The organism is Pseudoduganella sp. UC29_106 (assembly GCF_044055365.1).
Classification (GTDB): Bacteria; Pseudomonadota; Gammaproteobacteria; order Burkholderiales; family Burkholderiaceae_D; genus Rugamonas.
The window spans coordinates 4,026,254-4,046,690 of the sequence record NZ_CP171977.1; the positions used below are offsets into that span (position 1 = coordinate 4,026,254).

Genomic DNA, 20,437 nt, shown 5'->3' on the forward strand with positions numbered 1-20,437 from the left:
ACTACTTAGTGAACGTCAGCACGTGACGGGCCGGTCCCGGGAGCAACGGACCGGCGCGTCCGGCCACCCAATCCTCGTGTCCCGCCAGGAAAAATGGGGACAGCGGATGGCCGCTCTGCCCGCCCGGCATATTGAACAGGCCCTGCTCCTCCTTGCCCGGACTGACCGTCATGCGCTCGGACTGGCCGAAGGTTGGACCGGCCACGCGCGGCATATTGCTGTCGCCCGCCAGCTGGTCCGCCGGCACGGACAGCCACTTGCGCAGCGCCGGCGCCGCCCCTGCGATCGGATGCGCGAAGGCGGCGGTATTGCGCTCGCCCCAGCTGCGGCCCGCCAGCGGCTTGCCGTCGCGCCCCAGGTTGGCGATGGTACGGTCGACGGCAGCAAGCTGCAAGGCTTTCCAGTCCGGGTACTGTTTCGGCAGCCACCCGGCCGGCTGCTCGTCCAGCAGGCGCGCCACGACGGCCGGCCAGCGGCGCGTGGCCGCGGCGGCATTGGCCTCGCCCTCGAAGTGGGCCAGCTCCCCGTTGGCGCCGCCATACAGCAATTCATACAGTGACCACATGAAGCTGCGCGCCGCGCGGTAGCCGGTGGAATCCACGCTGGCATGACCGGTCCAGCCGGTTTTCAGCAGGCCGGCCAGTTCGGCGCGCTGCGGCTTGCCGGCCAGCGCCTGCTCGTCCAGCACGGCCAGCGCTCGGTCGCGCCAATGCGTCATGAAGATGGCCCGATCATCCAGCGACACGCCGTAGACGCCCTGTTCATTGGTTTTCCCGCCCAGCGCCGCCAGGCTGTCACGCGCCTGGCGCGCCCGCGCCCCGAGATCGAAGCCGCCGTCGCCCAGCAGCTCCGAGCCGGCGCCCAGCAACTGGCGGTTGTTGGCCGTTACCAGTTGGCCGCTGGAGGGGTTGCGCAGCACAGGGTAGTCCTCCGGCGCGAGCAAGCCTTGCCAGCCGCCTGCACCGCCGTCCGCCAGCGGGAAGCTGGCATCGGCGCCCGCTTTCGCGCGGCGCGGCAAGGGGCCGGCGATGGTCCAGCCGATATTGCCTGCTGCGTCGCCCACCACGATGTTCTGCGCCGGGATGCCGGCCGTCGGCGCCAGGGCCAGAGCCTGGTCCACGGTGGTCACAAGTTCCATGCGGCGCAGGTTGAGGTTCACGGCCAGCAGTTCGTGCGCCACCCAGTGCACCGCATACAGCTTGCCGTCCGTTTCCAGCAGCGGGCCCTGCGAGCTTTCGCGCACGGTCATCGTCACCGGCGCCCCCCCCTTCACGGCGATGCTTTCTTCATGCATGGCGGGCTTTTCCCAGCCCGTGGCCAGGCGCACTTCGCCGGGGCGGCCCTTGTCCTCGCCCACCGGCACCAGGTCCATGAAGTCGCCATAGCTGTTGGTGAAACCCCAGGCCACGTGGCCGTTGCTGCCCGCCACCACGGCCGGCACGCCGGGCAGGGTCACGCCGACCACGCGGCGCGTGCCGCCATTGTCGCCAGGGATCTGCAACTGCATGCGGTACCAGGTGTTGGGCAGGCGGATCCCCAGGTGCATATCGTCGGACACGATGGCCGCGCCATTGGCGCTGCGGCTGCCCGCCACCGCCCAGTTGTTGCTGCCTACGCCATCCACGAAGTCGATCATTGCGATCTGCATGGGGTCCTTGGGCACATTCTGGCCCCACCATGCGGGCGCTTCGGCTGGCATCGGCGCGGCAGGCGGCGCCTCGGCCGCATCGAGCGGGGCATCCCATTTAGTGGATTCGGGCAGCAGGAAGGCCAGTTGTTCGGCACTGCCATGGTCGCGGAACCAGCCGCGCGCCAGTTCGCGCGCCGGTGTGGCGCCTTGCAGGTCGAAATACATGGCCCAGACCACGAGCAGCGAATCCTCGGGCTCCCAGGAACGCGGCGAGACGCCGATCAGGCCATATTCAAATGGCCGGGTGCCCAGCGCGTTCAGGCCATCGTTGACGCCAGCCGTATAGCGCTCCAGCAGCCGGCGGTCGGACTGCGGCAGCCCAATCAGGGCCAGTGCGGCACGCGCGCGGAAACGGTGCAGGCGGTGGCCCTTGTCGATTTTGACGGCCTTCTCGCCAAACAGTTCGGCCAGTTCGCCGGCCGCCGTGCGGCGCAGCAGGTCCATCTGGAAAAAGCGGTCCTGGGCGTGGACAAAGCCGGTGGCATAGGCTACGTCGTCGCGGTCGCCGCCCGCCACGGACGGCACGCCGAGGGCATCGCGCGACACGGTCACCGTGCCGCTCAGGCCAGGAACATTGCGCCGCCCATCCAGTTCGGCCAGACTGCCGCGCAAGAAGAACCAAAGCACCAGCAGCACCAGTGCCAGCAATGCCAATACTCCCATCAAGATCCGTTTGATCCAGATGCCCAGCTTTCCCATGCCACCCTCGTTGTTATCGTCTTGCCGCGAATCTTGCCAGAAATCCAATTGGAACAGGAAGTAAAAAAGTGTAAGCGCCTTTAACAGATTTCCCATGCTACATTTGATGACATGATTCCAGCTCCGACTCCTGAAAATGAAGCCGGCCGCATCGCGGCCCTGTATCTCCTGCTGTTGCTCGATACGCCGCGCGAAGAGCGCTTCGACCGGATCGTTGAATTTGCGGCGCGCGAGTTCGACGTTCCCATTGCGCTCATTTCCCTGATCGATAGCGAGCGCCAGTGGTTCAAGGCGGCCGTGGGCCTGGGCGATGTTTGCGAAACGGGGCGCGACATTTCATTCTGCGGCCACGCCATCATGCGCAGCGATATCATGGTCGTACCCGATGCGCTGGCCGATACCCGTTTTTCCGACAATCCGCTGGTCAGCGGCGCGCCCCACATCCGTTTTTACGCCGGTGCTCCGCTCATCCTGCGCAACGGCTATGCGCTGGGCACCCTGTGCCTGATCGATACCCGCCCGCGCCGGCTGGACGACGTGGAAATGGCCATCTTCTCCACGCTGCGCGGCCTGCTGATGCAGGAACTGGAGGGCGAACATGCCTGAACTGAACATGCTGCTGGTGGAGCCGGAAACCATGCTGCGCCGGACCGTGGCGCTCACCGCGCGCTCGCTCGGCATGGCCAATGTCCACGAAGCCGCCAGCGTGGTGGCGGCGCGCGATCTGCTGCGCCAGCAGCGCTTCGACGGCGCCATTCTGTCCATCGACGCCAACGGCGGCCATGACCTGGCCCTGCTGGACCAGCTGCGCCAGGGCCGCACCATCAGCAAGGCCAGCATCCCGGTCGCCGTGCTGGCCGCGCGATGCGACAGCGTGTTGCTGGAAGCGCTGCGCGAGCGCGGCGTCAACCGCATCATCATCAAGCCTTTCCGCGCCCGCGCCCTGCTCGATACCTTCGCCGCCCTGGCCCAGGGCTGAAGCGCCGGAAAGCGCATATCCATAGCGGATTTGATTAGTTCGCCGCCAAGCGCCGCCGGCTTAAGCTTCAGGATCCGAAGCTACCCGACGACCATCCCATGAATCCACGCCTTTACGCCGCAGCCGCGGCATCCGCCGCACTGGCCCTGCTGGCCGCCTGCACGCCCAGCGAAGCGCCACAGCCATCGATACAGGACATCATGGCCACCATAGTCGATCCCTCGGCCGATGCGCTGTGGACTCGGTCAGCACTGAAGTCACCAAGCTTGGCGTGGAAGAAAAACGGCCGCACGGCGACGCCGAGTGGCGCGCCCTGCGTGCCCGTGCCGCCACACTGATCGAGGGCGCAAAACTGCTGGCGGCCCAGGAACGGCCGGTCACGCATGGCGGCAAACAGGTGGAAGATGCCCATGTGGCGGGCGTGCTGAAGGCACATGAGGTCGAACAGGCCATCAAGTCAGACCGCCCCGGCTTTCAGGCACGCGCGCGCGACCTGCAACAGGCGGCAGGCGAAGCGCTGGCGGCCATCGAGGCCCGCAATGCCGACCGCCTGCTGCTTGCCGGCGGCCAGATCGACCAGGCTTGCGAGCGCTGCCACCAATCCTTCTGGTATCCATCCGCCGAGGGGCCAAAAGCAAAATGGCCGGCGCCCTTGAAGGCCGCCGGCCAGCCCTGAAGCGGCGCGGGGGCCGCTGAACCTAACGCGCCTGGCCGGCCTGCGCCGTGGACACGTTGCCGAAGCCGATATTGTTCTCGGCGCAGATCCTCTCGTAATGCTCGACCACCGGCGTCTTGCCGGCGTGATCGAGCGCCACCTGGTAGTGCCAGCCGTCCGCCGTGGAAGGATCGGTGTGGCGGCGCGCCGGAATCGTGGCCGTCCAGGGCCGCGTGTAGACCGTGGGGTCGGTAATGGTTGCCTTGTAGTTGTAGCGCTGCCCGTCCGGCGCGAAGACATAGCGCTCCGTCACCTGCGCATTCTCGCTGAAGAACTCCCCCGAGCGGCCGAACAGCGCCTTGCCGTTGTTATTGGTCGCGTCAACCACCAGCGTATTGCCCTCCCAGTGGCCGCGCGAATCGGCGTTCCACAGCTTGATCTTCTTGTCCAGGTGGGGCTTGCCGTCCAGGTGGATGATGCGCGTGCCCGAATCGAACAGGAACAGCACATAGCCGGGGTACTGGCGGATCTCGTAGCCGTGCCACATGAAGGATTTCGGCACGCCGCCCGGCGCGCAACGGGCCAGCGGCTCGATGTACTGCGGCGCGGTTGGATTGTGGAAGTTGGCCACGAACTCCTGCTGCTTGGCGCGCGCCCACGATTGGAACGGCACCTGGCCGTCCGGCGGGTCGGTAACGCGACTGGGCGCCCGCGTGTCGCGCGGCTCCACGGCGCGGCGGGACGGCTTCGGGTCACCCGGCACGCCGCCTTGCGGGTCGGTGAAGTTGCTGTGGTTGGCGATGGTGTTGGACCAGTGGCCCTGCACATCGGGTTGGCCGTCCGACGTGCGCGGTCCGGTCCACTTCCCTGAAGAGATATCGGTGTACGAGGATTCGAAGCCGATGCGGCGCGGGGCGGCATCCTGGGCGGTTGCCACGGCCGGCGCCACGGCGAGGGCGGCGTAGAGCAGAGTTTTCTTCATGGTGTCCTTTACGGCTTGGGTGGATAGTACTGCTCGTAGTCGAGCGTGTAGCGGTAGTCTTCGATCAGCTGGAAGTTCTTCTCGCGGTGGCGGTACAGGACCACGGCGATATCCCATGGCGCGCTGAATACCTTCGGGTCTTCGATGCGGGCCTTGTATTCGACGGTGTTCTCATCGAGATACTTCCAGCGCTCGACCACGTGCAGCGCATCGCTGTGGAAATTGCCGGCGCGGTCCAGCCAGGTCTCGTCGTTGAAGTGCGTGACATCGACCACCAGGGTATCGCCCTCCCAGCGCCCGCGCGAGTCGCCCAGCCAGAATTCCTTGTTCTCGCCTTCCGGGTGCGGCGTGCCGTTGGTGTGGATAGTGCGCACCGAATGGCCGAACTGGTGGACCAGGGTCAGGTCGCGCCCGCGCTGGAAGATCTGGAAGGGTTCCGGGTAATACACGGCGCGCGGTGTGCCAAGGGTCCAGCCCTTGCTGCGCGGATCGGCCTTGTCGCGGGCATCGAAATTTTTCTTCTTTTGCTCCAGCGCCGCAGGCAGGTAGGGAATGGCGCCGCCTTCCACGATGCCCGGCCCCGGCGGCGCATCCTTGCGCGCCGAATGCGGTTCCAGGTCATAGTCCGCCGCGCTGGTGGTTTGCCAGATGCCGGAGAAATCGGGCTTGCCGTTGGCCGCGCGCGGTATCTTGCCGGCAGCCTCCGCTCCGCCGGCCAGCAGGGCCGCCAGCAAGCCTGCCGAAATCAGTGACTTGTTATTCAATGGCGTCCCCTCTCAGCGTGCAAGGGGCGCCGCGGCGGTCGGAGCATCCTGCGCGCCGCCGGTCTGGAAAGTGCGCCCGTCGGCCAGCGTCACATACACGCTGTAGCCAAAGGCTTCGCCGCTCTTGGAGCGGTAACCCTTGATCTGCACTTCGTCGCCCGCTTTCAGGTCGGACTTGGTCAAGCCCTTGTTGGCCAGCGCATTCGGCGCACCGAACTCCACGCCCCAGTTGGTGACCTTGCCGTCCGGCCCCTTCACGTCGAAATAAAGCCAGCTATGTGGGTTGACCCACTTGGCCTTGGTGATCGTGCCTTTCAGCTCGATCGGCTGATTGGCATCGAATTCGGCGGCAAACGCATGGTGCGCCTGCGCGCTGTGCAACGCGCCCGCCGCTGCAAGCGCCAGCAGGACGGGAATGAACCTCGAGATACGCATTGATGACTCCAGTTGTTGAACGTACCCCTTTCGTTTGCAACCTTCGTGCCACGCGGTTTGGCGGCATTCCTGCGCCTTTTCTGCTGATCGCGCAACAGGACCCGCGCACGCCTGCTGCACCGGCAGCAATGCGGCGCCCGCTGTGCGCGCCCCGCAGCAGCAGCGAAAACAGGGCTTCGGCGTGACAAATCAAGCACTTGCCGGTGTGCCGCGGGGCACGGCGCGGCGCTGGCACGGCGCCTGCTATTGAAGATGCAACCCAACACCAACTCAAGGAGTTCACATGAAGAAGACCGCCACCCTGATCGCCGCCGCGCTGCTGTTTGCAACCGGCTCCGCATACGCCCAGCAGGCGCCGGCCGCATCGTCCGCACCGGCCGCCGAGCAGCAAGTCGCTGGCCGCCAAGCTCACGCGCCAGCAGCTCGATGGCTTCCTCACCTATCCGACCAGATCCTGATACTGGACGTGCGCCGTCCGGATGAAATCAGCAGCATCGGCGGCTTCCCTTCCGTATCTGAGCATCCAGGCCAAGGACCTCGAAGCCAACCTCGCCTTCATTCCACACGACCGCACCATCATCACCTTGTCCAATCACGCAGGCCGCGCCACCAAGGCCGCCGACCTGCTGATCGCCAAGGGCTACAAGGTCGCCGGCGCCGCGGGAGCGCAGGACTATGAGGCCGAAGGCGGCAAGCTGACGAAGATCGCGCCGCCGCAGCCGAAGGTTGCCAGCGCCAACCAGCAGGCCGCGTTGCCATGAACGAGCTGGCCCTTCAGTTGAGCGAATCCGCCTTCGGCACTTACCTGCGCGAGTCGCTCCATCCTGTTCCCGCTGATCGAAGGCATCCATCTGCTTGGCCTGGCACTGTCCTTCGGCCTGATCTTCTTCACCGACCTGCGGCTGATCGGCGTATTCCTGCCGCAGGTCCCGGTGTCGCAGATCCTCACGCAGCTGCGGCGCTGGATTTTCACCGGCTTCGCGCTGACCTTTGCCACCGGCATCCTGCTGTTCTGGGCCGAGGCGGACTCGCTGGTAAAGAACCCGGCCTTCCTGGTCAAGGTCCTTGCCCTGGTGGCGGCCGTGATCAATGCCCTGCTGTTCGAATTCAGGTGGGGCAAGCTGGGCGCAGTCTGGGTCGACCAGGCCGCCACGCCCCGCGCAGCAAGGCTGGCCGGCTGGCTGTCGCTCTCGCTGTGGGGCGTGGTCACCATCAGCGGCCGCCTGATCCCTTACTACTCTGCCTGAGGAAAGCCCATGCCGCTTGTTGATTTCGCCACCACCCTGCAATCCACCGCGCTCGGCGCCGCCCTGCGCGACGCCACGCCGGCCACCGTGCTGCTGATCCAGATCGGCCATGTACTGGGCCTGATCCTGCTATTGACCGCCCTGCTGCTGGTGAACCTGCACCTGCTGGGCTGGGGCCTGCGCCGGCAGCCGCTGCGCGACGTGGTGCGGGGCACGCGCTGGGCGCTGCGCCTCGGGTTGGTGCTGACCATCGGTTCCGGCAGCCTGCTGTTCCTGACTGCGCCCGTCAGCTACATCGCCAACCCGGCCTTCGTGCCCAAGATTGCGCTGCTGCTTGCCGCCCTGGCGCTGCAGGCCGGCCTCGCCCGGCGACTCGCCAGCGATGCGCCTCTGCCTCCCCTGCTGGCCCGCGGCAGCGCCGCCCTGGGCTTGACGCTGTGGTTCGGCGTCGGCCTCGCCGGCCGCGCCATCGGCTTCGTTTAATTCGTCCATTTCCAAGGAAACCGTCGTGAAAAAAATCCTGATCGTCCTCGCCTTTCCCCTCATGCCAGCCATCGCCCAGACCCAGCCCGCACCTCCTGCGCCGCCGGCACGCGGCCCGGCACTCGAACTGGCGCTGGAAGCGGCGCGCACCGCCCTCGATACCTGTACGGCCCGGCAGCAGAAAGTCAGCGTGAGCGTGGTCGATTCGGCCGGCGTGCTGAAAGCCCTGCTGGCAACGGACGGCGCCCACGCGCGCGGCGTGGCCTCCAGCACGAACAAGGCCATCACCGCACTGACATTCGGCAGCGCCACCAGCAAGCTGGGCGAACAGGCAAAGAGCGACAAGGCCCTGGCCGACAAGCTGGCAGCCAACCCGTCCTTCAATGCACGCGGGGGCGGCCTGACGATCTCGGTCGCCGGCACCGTGATCGGCGCCATCGGCGTGGGCGGTGCACGCGGCAGCGACGTGGACGAAGCCTGCGCCCAGGCCGGACTGGCGAAAGTACAGGACCGATTGCAATAACACGAAAGGATTTATGCAGCGCAGTTCTTTCCTTCACCTCGCAGTAACGGCCGCACTTACCCTGCCGCTTGCAGCCTCCGCCAACGATGCCGCTCCCCTGCTCCAGCAAATCACCGTGACCGCCGGCCACGGCGCCCTGCTGGGCGTGGCTGATTCGGCGGGCGAAGGCACGCTGGGCGCTGGGCAACTGGCGGGGCGCCCGCTGCTGCGGGCCGCGGAAGTGCTGGAAACGGTGCCGGGCATGATCGTCACCCAGCACTCCGGCGACGGCAAGGCCAACCAGTACTTCCTGCGCGGCTTCAATCTCGATCATGGCAGCGACTTCGCTACCAGCGTCGCGGGCGTGCCGGTCAATATCGTCAGCCATGCCCACGGCCAGGGCTATATGGACCTGAACTTCCTGATCCCGGAACTGGTGGCCTCGGTGCGCTACCGCAAAGGCGTTTATGCGGCTGAGGATGGCGACTTCGCCACGACCGGCACGGCGCGCATCGACTACCAGCGCAGGCTGGATGCGCCGCTTGCCGAGCTGGCCGCCGGCCCGCATGGCTTCCGCCGCGCGCTGCTGGCCGGCAGCAGCAGCGGCGCAGGTCCGGCCCTGCTCGGCGCCCTGGAACTGGCTGAAAACAATGGGCCGTGGGACCAGCCCGAGAGACTGCGCAAGGCGAACGGCCTGCTGCGCTGGTCCGAAGGCAGCAGCGCGAACGGCTATGCGCTGACCGCGCAAGCTTACCGCTCTCGCTGGGACGCCACCGAGCACGTTCCCGAGCGCGCCATCGACAGCGGCGAGATCGGGCGCTTTGGCGCCTTGTCCGGCGGCGACGGCGGCGAAACTTATCGCTATAACCTGTCCGGTCAGTGGGCGCGCGACGACGATGCGGGCGCCCTGCGGCTGGCAGCCTACCTGGTGCATTACGGCCTGAACCTGTTCTCCTCGGCCTCCGGCTTCATCGGCGGACCTGAAGGCGACCAGCACGAACAGGAAGACCGCCGCAATCTGTGGGGTGGCGAGATCCAGCGATCCTGGCAAGCCGGCCCGCACGAAGTGACGGCAGGCCTGCAGCTGCGCCATGACCGGGCAGGCACGCTGGGGCTATACACGACCGTCAACCGGCAGCGTACCGGCACGGTGCGGCAGGACCGCCTGCGCGAAACTGAAGCGGCAGCCTTCGCGGAACTGCGCAGCAGCTGGACTTCCTGGCTGCGCACCACGCTCGGCCTGCGCCAGGACCATATCCGCGCCAGCACCACCGCCACGGGAGGAGTCTACAACCTGCAGAACGGTGGCGACGCCTCGGCCAGCCAGACCAGCCCCAAGCTGGCCATCGTGCTGGCGCCATCGGCGCGCACCGAGCTGTACGCGAACTGGGGCTATGGCTTCCACAGCAACGATGGGCGCGGCGCAACGTCGAAAGTCAATCCCGCCGATGGCTCGCCCGCTGAAAAACTGGGCCTGTTCGCCCGCGCCAACGGCGCTGAACTGGGTCTGCGTACCGAGCCCCTGCCCGGCTGGACCAGCAGCGTCACGCTCTGGCGACTGGCGCTTGCCTCCGAACTGGTCTTCGTCGGCGACGAAGGCGTGACCGAGCCGCGTGGCGCCTCCCGCCGCCGGGGCGTCGAGTGGTCCAACTATTTCCGTCCCCGCGACGGCATTGTGATCGATGCCGACCTGGCGCTGTCGCGGGCGCGCTTCAAGGAGCCGGTCGAAGGCGGTGGCGATCGCGTGCCGAACGCCATTCCCTTCACCGCCTCGCTGGGCGTCAGCGCCGATCCGGGCGGGCGCTGGTTCGGTGGCCTGCATGCACGCTATATCGGCGCCTACGCGCTGGAAGAAACGGGCCGCGAAAGATCGCACCCCCTGTTCACCACCAATATCCGCGCCGGCTACCGCTTCAGCCGCAGCCTGCAACTGTCTGCCGACATCCTGAACCTGTTCAACCGCGCCGGCAACGACATCGAGTATTCGGGGCGCCGCCTGCAGCCGCAACGAGCAAGCCAGCGGCGCCTGCAACGGCGGCATCGACGGCCGCCTGGTCCATCCGGTGGAGCCGCGCACTGTGCGCCTCACCTTGCGCAACACCTTCTGATTTCATCAACCTATAGAAAGCCAGCCAATGCGAAAGACTATTCAACCAGCGACTGTCCCCAATCTCGAATCTGCGCGCCGCCGCAGCAGCCGCCATCGCGCTGTGCGCCATGGCCGCCGGGGCGCCGGCGCTGGCAGCGGGACAGCAGGCGCCAGCCGACGACGACAAGGTCGTCACCCTCGACAACGTGACTGTCACCTCGCGCAACCGCGAAGAACTGGCGCAGGATGTGCCGGTCCCGGTGTCCGTGGTCAGCGGCGCCACGCTCGAGCGCGACAATGTGGTCGGCATCGCCGGCCTGACGCAGAAGGTGCCCAACCTCGGCCTGTTCGGCAGCAATCCGCGCCAGACCAGCATTTCGCTGCGCGGCATCGGCAAGAACACCGCCAACGACACAATGGAGCCCAGCGTCGGCGTGATCGTGGACGGCGTGGCCAGCAGCTATGTGGGCCAGAACTGGACCGACTGGGTGGACCTGGACCGCATCGAAGTGATTCGTGGCCCGCAGGGCACGCTGCTGGCAAGAACACCACCCTGGGCGTCATCAATATCACGACCAAGGCGCCCAGCTTCACGCCGGGCTACACCTATGAAGCCCGCGTCGGCAGCTACAACGACCTGGAAGGCAAGGTCTCCGCCACGGGCCCGATCGAGGATGGCGTGCTGGCCTATCGCGGCTCCTTCTTCATCAACAAGAAGGATGGCGTACTGAAAAACGTGTGGCAGTCCGGCCGGAAACCTGGAACGAGACTTACCGCGTCGGCGGCCGCCTGCAATTCCTGCTCACGCCGAACAAGATCTTTCGGCCCGCATCATCCTGGACGAGATCCAGTCCTCGGAGAATGGCAACAAGTCGCTGCTGGTCGGCAACGGCCCGGCCAACTTCGCCGACGGGCCGGCCCGCACCACGACGTTTGCGAGCCGCCTCGCACGCAGCTACTTCAACAACGCGGACGGTACGCCTTACCGGCCGGTGTATGGCAACAATGAGATCGAGGATTCGCAGGCCCGTCCCCAGCGCACGCGCCAGAACGGTATTTCGGCCGAGATCAACGCGCAACTGGGGGATATACGCTGACCTCCATCACGGCCCATCGCAACCAGCACTTCGACATCAAGAACGGCGGCGTGACCCGCTTCGATATCGGCAACGGCGGCCAGCAACTGTGGAACAACCAGAGTTCGCAGGAACTGCGGCTGACTTCCCCGCTCGGCGCCGCCATCGACTATCAGGTCGGCCTGTACGGCCTGCGCGCCAAAGTCTACAGCGACGACCCGACATCCTTCGGCGCCGATGCGGGCGCCTTCAACGCCAGCAACGCACAGTACGCGGCCCTCAGCGCGCCACAGTACCGTGGCCTGCTGCGCGCCTCGCAGGATGGCGTTTACCGCTCCTATGTGCTGGAGCCGAAGACCACCAGCCTGGCCGCCTTCGGCCAGCTGAACTGGCATGTGGACGACAAGACCACCTTGACGGCCGGCCTGCGCGAAACGCATGAACGCAAGACGGGCCGCAACCGCAGGGAACTGGACCGCGCCGGTACGGGCCTGACCAATGCGGCGGGCAGCGACAACTCGAAAGCCGCACTGTATGGCCTGAACCTGAACAACGCCGCCGACCTGGCGGCCTGGAACGCGGCGAAGGCCCTGTACACCAATGCCATCGGTGGCTCCGGTGCGATCTACGACTGGAAGGAGGGTCAGGCCATCAGCGCCAATTCCCTGTCCTGGCTCCTCAGCCCCAGCTACAAGCTGAACGACAACGTGCTGCTGTACGCATCGGCCTCGCAGGGCGAGAAGTCGGGCGCGGTGGAATTCGTCACGGCTTCCGGCGCGCTGCTTGGCACGCCGCAGAATGTGAACCCGGAAAAGGCGCGCGACTATGAGCTGGGCGTGAAATCCCTGCTGCTGGGACGCAGCCTGCTGCTGAACGCCAACCTGTACCAGACCAAGGTCACGGACTACCAGGCCAACCTGACGGTGGAGGATCCTACCTCCAGCAGCGGCACGCGCACCTATCTGGGCAACATCCCCGGCGTGCGCGCACGCGGCCTGGAGCTGGAAGCCAACTACGCCGCCACGCGCAACCTCAAGCTGAATCTGAACGCATCCTGGAACCGCGCCATCTACCTGGATTTCACCACTACGGCGCCCGATACGTCGGTCACGACCATCGTCAACTTTGCCGGGCGCCAGCTGCACGGCGCGCCCAAGGTCATCGTCAACGCGGGCTTCGACTATACGCATCCGGTGGGCAGCCTGCTGGGGCGCGTTTTCCTGAACAATTCCTACCGCTCCGGCTCCTACCTCGCATCCAACCAGTCGGAGTACACTTACCAGCGCGCCTATTCCCTGACCGACGGCGGCATCTCGATCGGCAGCCAGAATGGACGCTATGAATTCTCGGTGGTAGCGAAAAACCTGTTTAACAAAGCGTATGCGACCGGCGCCGGCACCTTCAGCAGTTCGGGGGCGGTGACGATTCAACCAGGATATGAGCGCGCGTTGGCCGCGGTATTCCGCGCACGCCTCTGATGGAGACCGACACGATGACACGATTGACTGCAAAAGATTTTGACCCGGAAGTACTGAAGCTGTTTGACCAATACGTACACGGCCAGCTTAGCCGCCGCGATTTCATTTCCTCGGCCGCGCGCTATGCGGTGGCCGGCGCCACCGGCGTCAGCCTGCTGGCCCAGCTCTCGCCGGCCTTCGCGGCGCAGCAGGTGGCGCCCACGGATGCGCGCATCAAGGGCGGCTATGTGGAATATCCGTCGCCGCAGGGCTATGGCACGCTGCGCGGCTACCTGGTGCAGCCGGCCAATGCCAAGGACAAGCTGCCGGCCGTGCTGGTGGTGCACGAGAACCGCGGCCTGAACCCGCATATCGAGGACATCGCCCGCCGCCTCGCCGTGGACGGCTTCCTGGCCTTCGCGCCGGACGCGCTCTTCCCGCTGGGCGGCTATCCCGGCAACGAGGACAAGGCGCGCGAACTCTTCCCGAAACTGGACCAGAGCAAGACCCGCGCCGATTTCGTGGCGGCCGAGCAGATCCTGAAAACCCATCCGGCCGGCAACGGCAAGGTGGGCGTGGTCGGCTTCTGCTACGGCGGCGGCGTTGCCAACTACCTGGCGACCGCAGTGCCGGACCTGGCGGCGGCCGTGCCGTTCTATGGGTCCCAGCCGCCGGCCAGCGAAGTGGCAAAGATCAAGGCGCCGTTGTTAATTCACGACGCCGAGAACGACCAGCGCATCCGCGCCGGCTGGCCGGCATACGAGGCCGCGCTGAAGGCGGCCGGGGTGCAATACCAGTATTACGTCTACCCCGGCACGGAGCACGGCTTCAATAACGACACCACGCCGCGCTATGACGAGGCGGCAGCGAAACTGGCCTGGCAGCGCACGGTGGACTTCTTCAAACAGAAGCTGGCCTGATAGTTTATGTGAGATTTCTATAAGCTAGGCCGAATTAATTCGTTCAGTTCAGCGCCCGCTTTGCGTAGGCTGGGAAGCTCTATAAAGCGGGGCTAAAATGAATAAATTACTGACCTTCCCGGACAGCGCCGGCATGGCGCTGTCCATCCGTGCCAAGGCACTGCTGTTCCACGATCCCCTGTCATCGCGCCTGCTCGACCAGGTCGAGCGCATTGCCCGCACCGAGGCCACCGTGCTTGTCATCGGCCAGACCGGTACCGGCAAGGAGCTAATCGCGCGCCATATCCATACCCAGAGCGGGCGCACCGGCGCCTTTATCGCCGTCAACTGCGGCGCCTTCAGCGAATCGCTGATCGACGCCGAACTGTTCGGCCATGAGTCGGGCGCCTTCACCGGCGCTACCCAGGCGCGCGCGGGCTGGTTCGAAGCAGCCAACGGCGGCACCCTCTTCCTCGACGAAATCGGTGACCTGTCGCTGAACCTGCAAGTCAAGCTGTTGCGCGTGCTGCAGGAACGCCAGGTGGTGCGCCTCGGCGCGCGCAAGCCCATCCCGCTGGACGTGCGCCTGGTGGCGGCAACCAACGTCGACCTGCGCAAGGCCGTGGCGGCGGGCCGCTTCCGCGCCGACCTGTATTACCGCCTGAACGTGGCGCCGCTCGCGCTGCCGCCGCTGCACCAGCGCCCTGGCGACATCCTGCCGCTGGCGCGCCACTTCATTGGCGTCTACAGCGAAAAGATGCAGCTGTCGGGCATCGCGCTGGCGGCCGATGCGCGCGCCGCCTTGCTGAACTATGAGTGGCCGGGGAATATCCGCGAGCTGGAAAATGCGATCCATTACGCACTGATCGTCTGCACCGACGGTCAGATACGGGAGGCGGACCTCAACCTGGTTGGCGTCCTGCAGCGCGAGAGCGATGCGTCGTATGCGGCGCAGTCGGCCGGCCCCCAGGGCTGGCAGGCCCGCCTTGAAAGCCTGGTGGAGGAAATGATGGACGCGGACGAAGCGCAATTGTACGAGCGGGTGGAGGAGACGGTGGTACGCACGGCATTCGAACACTGCCGCCAGAACCAGGTGCAGGCCGCGCGCGCACTGGGCATCAGCCGCAACATCCTGCGCACCCCAGCTCAAGCGCTTCGGCATGATCGGCACGGAGTCCGAAAGCGCCGCGGCCTGAACCGGGTGCACGGCCATATCAGCCGCCTGTCGCCGTCAGCACCGACAGCTTGCTGATGCCGGCGCGCGAGATGGCGGCCATCGCCTTGGCGACGGGTTTGTAAGGCACCGCTTCATCGGCCTGCAGGCTCAGTGCCAGCTCGGGATTGGCCGCCGCCAGCTGCTTCAGTTCCTGCTCCAGCTGTTCGGCCGCCACCTCGCGCTTGTCGATGAACACCCTGCCCTCGCCATCGAGGCTGACTGTGACGGCTTTCACCGCATCCGGCGCCGCGGTGGTCGCCGTTTTCGGCAGGTTGATGCGCACGGCATTGTTCAGCAGCGGCGCTGTGAGGATGAAAACCACCATCAGTACCAGCATCACGTCCACCAGCGGCGTGATATTGATTTCGCCCAGCACTTCCGCGTTTCCGCTTCCGGTTGAAATGGCCATTATGCGAACGCCTCCCGCTGTTGCGCACCGCCGGCGTGCGGACGTGCGGCCTGCGTCGACGGCCGGGTGACGCGGTAAGCGCTCTTCTGCGCCAGGTTCACCAGGTCGTTGGCATAGTCGTCCAGCGACAGCGCCGCCACTTTCAGCCGGCGCACATAGAAGTTATAGGCCAGCACGGCCGGCACGGCAACGGCGATGCCGACGCCGGTGGCAATCAACGCCTCGCCGATCGGACCGGCCACCACGTCGATGCTGGCGGACGCGGACGCGCTGATCGCGGTCAGCGCGTGAATGATGCCGAACACGGTGCCGAACAGGCCGACGAATGGCGCCGTGCTGCCGACCGAGGCCAGCACGGCAAGGCCGCTCTCCAGCGAAGCGTGCTCGCGCTGGATCTGCTGGCGCAGGTGCCGCTCCAGCAGTTCCTTCCTGTCCCAGCTGTGTTCGAGGTCATGGCTGGCGTCGGCGTCGCTTACGTACAGCGCGTCGAAGCCGGTCGCGGCCAGGCGCGATTTCGGGCCGGCGTCGCGCGGCAGGGCCGCGGCCGCGTCCAGGCTGGGCGCACTCCAGAATTGGCCTGCAAATGCACGGTCCTGCCGTCCGACCCGCCAGTGCTGGATGCCTTTTATCGCAATCAGCGCCCAGGTCACGATGGAAAACAGCACCAGGGCATACAGCGAACCCTGGACGATCAGCTTGAGGTAAGTATCGTTCATTGACTTCCTTTCAGATTTTAAAATTGAGCGGGACCTGGACCCAGCCATCGACCGCGGTCTGGCCACGGCGCGCGGGATCGAAAGTCCATTGCGCGACGGCCTTCAGCGCCGCGTCGTCGAGAATGGCGTGGCCGCTGGAGCGCGCCACGGTGACGTTGTCCGGATGTCCGCTTGGCAGCACATGCACTTTCAGCACGACCTGGCCCTCCAGGCCCCGCTTCTGCGCGGCGGCGGGATAGTTGGGCGGCGGGTTGTTCAGATAGCCGGCATAGCCGCGCGGCTCGGTGAGCTTTTCCACCGGCGCGGTCGCCGGCGGGGCGGGCACGCTGGCCGGCGCAGTCGCCACCTGCACCGTGTCCGCCGATGCTGCCACCATAGGCGTGTCGCTCGCCACCACGGGCATGGACGGCGCGACGGGCGACGCAGCGGGGCGCGGTGCGGCCGGACGCGGCGTGGGCGACACGGCCTTCGGCCGCGGCGGCTGTACCTGCGGCTTGGGCGGCGGCGGTGGCTCCACGCGCGGCGTGACGAGGGCAATGGCAATCGGCGCCGGCGGCGCATGCACGGGCTGCGTCCGCGCCCCGCCGCTCAGGGCGACAATGGCGCCGCCGTGCAGCGCGGCAATCGCGGCCACCAGCCCAATCGTTGCTGCGCGGCGTCCAGGCAGGCGCGCCCCGGCCGGCGCGGATACTGCCAGCGGCGCCGCAGGCGGCGCGACGGCAGGGGTGTGCGGCGCCGGCTGCGCGCGACGCGACGGGCGATGGTGGGTGCCTGCGGAACGGGCAAAGCTATCATAGGTAAGCGTAGTCATGGCAAAACCTCCTTTGCCATGACAGCAGCAGGAAGCGTGCCACGCTATTTGAAGGCCAGTGCGCCGCAAATCTGCTGCGCCAGGCGCAAACGCCCAACAGCGCTGTTGCCAACGCCACAGCGGCGTGGGGATGCTCAGGCGGGTTCCGAAGTGGCGCCGCGCATCAGCGCGTGATAACGGAATGCTTCGCGCACGTTTTCGCGCAGGGTCTGGTCATCCCAGGGCTTGGTATAGAAGCGGTAGATCTCGCCTCGGTTGATGGCATTCAGCACCGTGTCCAGTTCCGTGTAGCCGGACAGGATAATCCGCACCGTGCCCGGATAGAGCTTCTTGACGCGGCTCAGGAAATCGGTACCGTTCATGGTGGGCATGCGCTGGTCGCTGATGACCACCTGCACGTCGTTGATGGCCAGCAGGGCGAACGCCTCTTCTGCCGTGTTGGCAGTGAGGATACGGTAGCCCTCGCGCCGCAGCAGGCGCACCAGGGCGGCGACGACATTTGGTTCATCATCCAGCAGCAGTAAGGTGCCGTTCGGTGCGGGCATGACAGGAGCATCGGCCCGCGCCGCGTCGCGGGCCAGGAATTCGGATAAATCGCCGGCGTCCAGTGGGCGGCTGAGGTGAAAGCCTTGCACCTCGTCGCAATGGCAGCGCCGCAGATAAGCCAGTTGGGCTTCCGTTTCCACGCCCTCGGCCACCACGCGGAAATCCAGGCTGTGGCCAAGCGCGATCACGCTGCGCACGATGGCCGCCACGGCGGGCGCGCCGAGCATTTCGCGCACAAAACTCTGGTCGATCTTCAGGTAATCGATGGGGAACAGCTTCAGATAGGCCAGCGACGAATAGCCGGTGCCGAAATCGTCGATCGACAGGGCCACGCCAACTTTCTTCAGGCGCCCGATCGTGGCCACCGACGTTTCGGCATCGTGCATCATCATGCTCTCGGTCAGTTCCAGCTCCAGGCACTTCGATTCCAGCCCCGTTTCCTGCAGCGCCTCCACCACGTCGTCGAGCAGACCGTGGTCGCGGAACTGGCGCGCGGACACATTCACCGCCACGCGCACCGGCGGCAAGCCCGCATCCTGCCACGCCTTGCACTGGGCGCAGGCAGTCCGGATCACCCAGCGCCCAATCGCGACGATCAGCCCCGTTTCCTCCGCCACGCCGATGAAGCGCCCCGGGGACACGAGACCCAGCAGCGGATGGCGCCAGCGGATCAGCGCTTCCACGCCCGTGACTTCGCCATTGTCCACGCGGGCCTTGGGCTGGTATTGCAGGAAAAACTCGCCGCGCGCCAGGGCGCCGCGCAATTCGCTCTCGATTTCCGCACGCTCCACGATGCGCGCATGCATGGCCGCTTCGTAGAACTGCACCTGGTTGCGGCCCGCTTCCTTGGCCCGGTACATGGCAATGTCCGCATGGCGCATCAGCACCTGCGCGTCCGTGCCGTCGGTCGGGTACAGACTGACGCCCATCGAGCAGCTGACGGCGACTTCCCGTCCCGCCAGCTGCACCGGTTCGGACACCGTGGCCAGGATCTGCTGCAACATGGATTGCGATGGCGCAGCCTGGGCGCCGGTCAGCAGGACCAGCACGAATTCGTCGCCGCCGAGGCGCGCCACGGTGTCCGTCTCGCGCAAGGAGCTGCGCAGCCGGCCCGCGATGGTGCACAGCAGCTCGTCGCCGGCGGCGTGGCCCAGGTTATCGTTGACCAGCTTGAAATTGTCCAGGTCAAGGAACACCACCCACACCGTGTGGCCATAGCGCTGGGCGTAACCGATGGCCTGGACCAGGCGGTCGCTGCACAGGTTGCGGTTCGGCAGGCCGGTGAGCGCATCATGGCTGGCCTGGTGCTCGAGCTGCGACTGGTAATCCATGGTCGCCGTCATGTCCGTCAACACGCAGACGCGGTGGCTGATCTCGCCGTCCTCGCCGCGCACCGGCGCCACGCGCAGCTGGGCCCAGTACAGCGACCCGTCGCGATGCGGGGCCCGCACCATCAGCGAGATTTCACACTGGGCGCGCATGGCCTCGTGCAGGGCGGCCATGTGGCCGTCGCCTTCGGTCGCCAGCAGCCGCTCCAGGCTGCGCCCCTGCACTTCCTCACGGTCGTAGCCGCACAGCTGGAAGAACGCGGCATTGGCATATTCGATGGCGTCGCTGTCGCCGCCGACAGCCGTGATGGCAATGGCGCTGGCACTGGCGTCCAGTGCCCGGTCATGCATGCGCAGCACGTGCTCGACCTGCTTGCGCTCCGAAACGTCCTCGATCGTTCCCAGCACGCCGATCGTTTCTCCATCCACGCCATGCATCGGCAGCTTGTTGATCAGGAACCAGTGCTGGGTGCCGTCGGCGAACGGCAAATGATCTTCCCGATTCAGCAACGGCTGGCCGGTGCGGATGATTTCCCGGTCCTCGGCGCGGATGCGTTCCGCGTTGTGCGCCCAGGGGAAATCGTCGTCGCTCTTGCCGGCCACTTCCTCACGCGTGCGCAAGCCGGCGGCGCGGGCGAAAACATCGTTGCAGCCACGATAGCGCAAGTCCAGCCCTTTCCAAAAGATCTGGTGCGGGATGTGATCGATGACCAGCCGGTTCATCTCTTCGGACGCATGCAGTGCGCGCTCGATCCTCAGTTTTTCCGTGACATCATGGGCGATCACGAAGCGCGCATTGCGGCCGGCCAGTACCAGCGGGTGGGAAGAGACTTCCACGCTAAGCACGCTGCCATCCTTGCGCCGGTGCGTCCAGTAGCGCGAAAAGTCGGGCGCACCGGGCGGCGTGTCGCGCAGGCTCTGCTCCAGCCGCGCAAGCTCGCTGCCGGGACGGATGTCGCGTATGGTCATGCCGAGGAGTTCATCTTCGGAATAGCCGTAGGTATCGATCATCGCCTTGTTTACGACAAGGAAGCGCAGCGTTTCCACGTCAAACACCCAGGCAGGGTGCGGATGCTGCTCGAACAGGCGCTTGAAGCGCAGGCGCGAGCCATAGGTGTCGTATTCGCGCCGCTCGTGCAGGGTTACGCGGTAGCTGTCCTGTTCACTGTCGCTGCCGGGCTGAAAGTCGACCGTGTGCGAGGCCGCCCACTCCTGGCTGGCGATACCGCGCAACACCAGCTCACCGCGCCACACGCCGTGCGCGCGCGCCTGAGGCAGCGCCTCATCGCGCAGTTCGCAAGCCGCCCACGGCAGGTACAGCTTGAACGCGTTTTCGAGTCTGCCCGGTTTCTTCGCAATAGGCGCGGGCGCGCGCGTTGAGCGCCAGCAGCGCACCGCTGGCATCCATAATGAAAGCGAGATAGGGACTGTCGCCAAACAGCGCGGCGAATGCC

19 protein-coding genes and 1 pseudogene are annotated in these 20,437 nt (G+C 66.2%); 12 read left to right on the plus strand and 8 right to left on the minus strand.

The genetic code is table 11. From position 1 onward, the window contains the following. Position 1: 1 nt before the first annotated feature. Positions 2 to 2,389, minus strand: a complete 2,388-nt coding sequence (locus tag ACHMW6_RS20220; protein ID WP_395399322.1) for a penicillin acylase family protein — start codon at positions 2,387 to 2,389, stop codon at positions 2 to 4. 111 nt (positions 2,390 to 2,500) lie between these two features. Between ACHMW6_RS20220 and ACHMW6_RS20225 the strand changes: the two genes are divergently transcribed. The 3 genes from ACHMW6_RS20225 to ACHMW6_RS20235 all read left to right on the plus strand — a co-directional run bounded on the left by ACHMW6_RS20225 (position 2,501) and on the right by ACHMW6_RS20235 (position 4,044). Then, on the plus strand, positions 2,501 to 2,995 hold the full coding sequence (locus ACHMW6_RS20225; RefSeq protein ID WP_395399324.1) for a GAF domain-containing protein: 495 nt from the start codon (positions 2,501 to 2,503) through the stop codon (positions 2,993 to 2,995). Then, the gene (locus tag ACHMW6_RS20230; RefSeq protein WP_395399326.1) at positions 2,988 to 3,368 is read left to right on the plus strand and encodes a response regulator; all 381 of its coding nucleotides are present in this window, start codon (positions 2,988 to 2,990) and stop codon (positions 3,366 to 3,368) included. Before ACHMW6_RS20225 ends, ACHMW6_RS20230 begins: the two co-directional genes overlap by 8 nt. Before the next feature lie 235 nt (positions 3,369 to 3,603). Beyond that, positions 3,604 to 4,044, plus strand: a complete 441-nt coding sequence (locus tag ACHMW6_RS20235) for a cytochrome c (RefSeq protein WP_395399328.1) — start codon at positions 3,604 to 3,606, stop codon at positions 4,042 to 4,044. 22 nt (positions 4,045 to 4,066) lie between these two features. Here the strand turns inward: ACHMW6_RS20235 and ACHMW6_RS20240 are convergent, their stop codons facing one another. From ACHMW6_RS20240 to ACHMW6_RS20250, 3 genes are read right to left on the minus strand one after another with little or no spacing between them, the layout of a single operon-like run. Then, positions 4,067 to 5,005 carry a hypothetical protein gene (locus ACHMW6_RS20240; RefSeq protein ID WP_395399330.1) on the minus strand — a complete coding sequence of 313 codons (939 nt, stop codon included), beginning with the start codon at positions 5,003 to 5,005 and terminating at the stop codon, positions 4,067 to 4,069. Between the two features lie 8 nt (positions 5,006 to 5,013). Continuing rightward, on the minus strand, positions 5,014 to 5,769 hold the full coding sequence (locus ACHMW6_RS20245; protein WP_395399332.1) for a hypothetical protein: 756 nt from the start codon (positions 5,767 to 5,769) through the stop codon (positions 5,014 to 5,016). A gap of 12 nt (positions 5,770 to 5,781) precedes the next feature. Continuing rightward, positions 5,782 to 6,204: a DUF6152 family protein gene (locus ACHMW6_RS20250; protein WP_395399334.1), complete on the minus strand. Its 423-nt coding sequence runs from the start codon at positions 6,202 to 6,204 to the stop codon at positions 5,782 to 5,784. Between the two features lie 479 nt (positions 6,205 to 6,683). On the opposite strand from ACHMW6_RS20250, the gene ACHMW6_RS20255 reads away from it, so the two are divergent. The 9 genes and pseudogenes from ACHMW6_RS20255 to ACHMW6_RS20295 all read left to right on the plus strand — a co-directional run bounded on the left by ACHMW6_RS20255 (position 6,684) and on the right by ACHMW6_RS20295 (position 15,209). Further along, positions 6,684 to 6,965 (plus strand): hypothetical protein, encoded by a 282-nt coding sequence (locus ACHMW6_RS20255; protein WP_395399336.1) that lies wholly within the window; start codon positions 6,684 to 6,686, stop codon positions 6,963 to 6,965. A gap of 135 nt (positions 6,966 to 7,100) precedes the next feature. After that, positions 7,101 to 7,451: a hypothetical protein gene (locus ACHMW6_RS20260; RefSeq protein ID WP_395408668.1), complete on the plus strand. Its 351-nt coding sequence runs from the start codon at positions 7,101 to 7,103 to the stop codon at positions 7,449 to 7,451. Between the two features lie 9 nt (positions 7,452 to 7,460). After that, on the plus strand, positions 7,461 to 7,934 hold the full coding sequence (locus tag ACHMW6_RS20265) for a hypothetical protein (protein ID WP_395399338.1): 474 nt from the start codon (positions 7,461 to 7,463) through the stop codon (positions 7,932 to 7,934). A gap of 25 nt (positions 7,935 to 7,959) precedes the next feature. Further along, positions 7,960 to 8,457, plus strand: coding sequence for a heme-binding protein (locus tag ACHMW6_RS20270; protein WP_395399340.1), 498 nt, complete (start codon positions 7,960 to 7,962; stop codon positions 8,455 to 8,457). Between the two features lie 13 nt (positions 8,458 to 8,470). After that, positions 8,471 to 10,735 (plus strand): TonB-dependent receptor, encoded by a 2,265-nt coding sequence (locus ACHMW6_RS20275; RefSeq protein WP_395399342.1) that lies wholly within the window; start codon positions 8,471 to 8,473, stop codon positions 10,733 to 10,735. Next, on the plus strand, positions 10,654 to 11,256 hold the full coding sequence (locus tag ACHMW6_RS20280) for a TonB-dependent receptor plug domain-containing protein (protein WP_395399344.1): 603 nt from the start codon (positions 10,654 to 10,656) through the stop codon (positions 11,254 to 11,256). Before ACHMW6_RS20275 ends, ACHMW6_RS20280 begins: the two co-directional genes overlap by 82 nt. A gap of 332 nt (positions 11,257 to 11,588) precedes the next feature. After that, a pseudogene (locus ACHMW6_RS20285) lies at positions 11,589 to 13,079 on the plus strand (TonB-dependent receptor); the annotation flags it as partial. A 14-nt stretch (positions 13,080 to 13,093) separates the two neighbouring features. Further along, the gene (locus ACHMW6_RS20290) at positions 13,094 to 13,978 is read left to right on the plus strand and encodes a dienelactone hydrolase family protein (RefSeq protein ID WP_395399346.1); all 885 of its coding nucleotides are present in this window, start codon (positions 13,094 to 13,096) and stop codon (positions 13,976 to 13,978) included. A 97-nt stretch (positions 13,979 to 14,075) separates the two neighbouring features. After that, positions 14,076 to 15,209 carry a sigma-54 interaction domain-containing protein gene (locus ACHMW6_RS20295; RefSeq protein ID WP_395399348.1) on the plus strand — a complete coding sequence of 378 codons (1,134 nt, stop codon included), beginning with the start codon at positions 14,076 to 14,078 and terminating at the stop codon, positions 15,207 to 15,209. Here ACHMW6_RS20295 and ACHMW6_RS20300 read toward each other — a convergent pair. From ACHMW6_RS20300 to ACHMW6_RS20315, 4 genes are all read right to left on the minus strand, one after another. Further along, positions 15,172 to 15,582 carry an ExbD/TolR family protein gene (locus ACHMW6_RS20300; protein ID WP_395399349.1) on the minus strand — a complete coding sequence of 137 codons (411 nt, stop codon included), beginning with the start codon at positions 15,580 to 15,582 and terminating at the stop codon, positions 15,172 to 15,174. The two genes, ACHMW6_RS20295 and ACHMW6_RS20300, sit on opposite strands and share 38 nt — an antisense overlap. After that, positions 15,582 to 16,298, minus strand: a complete 717-nt coding sequence (locus ACHMW6_RS20305; RefSeq protein WP_395399351.1) for a MotA/TolQ/ExbB proton channel family protein — start codon at positions 16,296 to 16,298, stop codon at positions 15,582 to 15,584. Before ACHMW6_RS20305 ends, ACHMW6_RS20300 begins: the two co-directional genes overlap by 1 nt. Positions 16,299 to 16,308: 10 nt before the next feature. Beyond that, positions 16,309 to 17,109 (minus strand): energy transducer TonB, encoded by an 801-nt coding sequence (locus ACHMW6_RS20310; protein WP_395399353.1) that lies wholly within the window; start codon positions 17,107 to 17,109, stop codon positions 16,309 to 16,311. 134 nt (positions 17,110 to 17,243) lie between these two features. Next, positions 17,244 to 20,378 carry an EAL domain-containing protein gene (locus ACHMW6_RS20315; RefSeq protein WP_395399355.1) on the minus strand — a complete coding sequence of 1,045 codons (3,135 nt, stop codon included), beginning with the start codon at positions 20,376 to 20,378 and terminating at the stop codon, positions 17,244 to 17,246. Positions 20,379 to 20,437 lie beyond the last annotated feature (59 nt).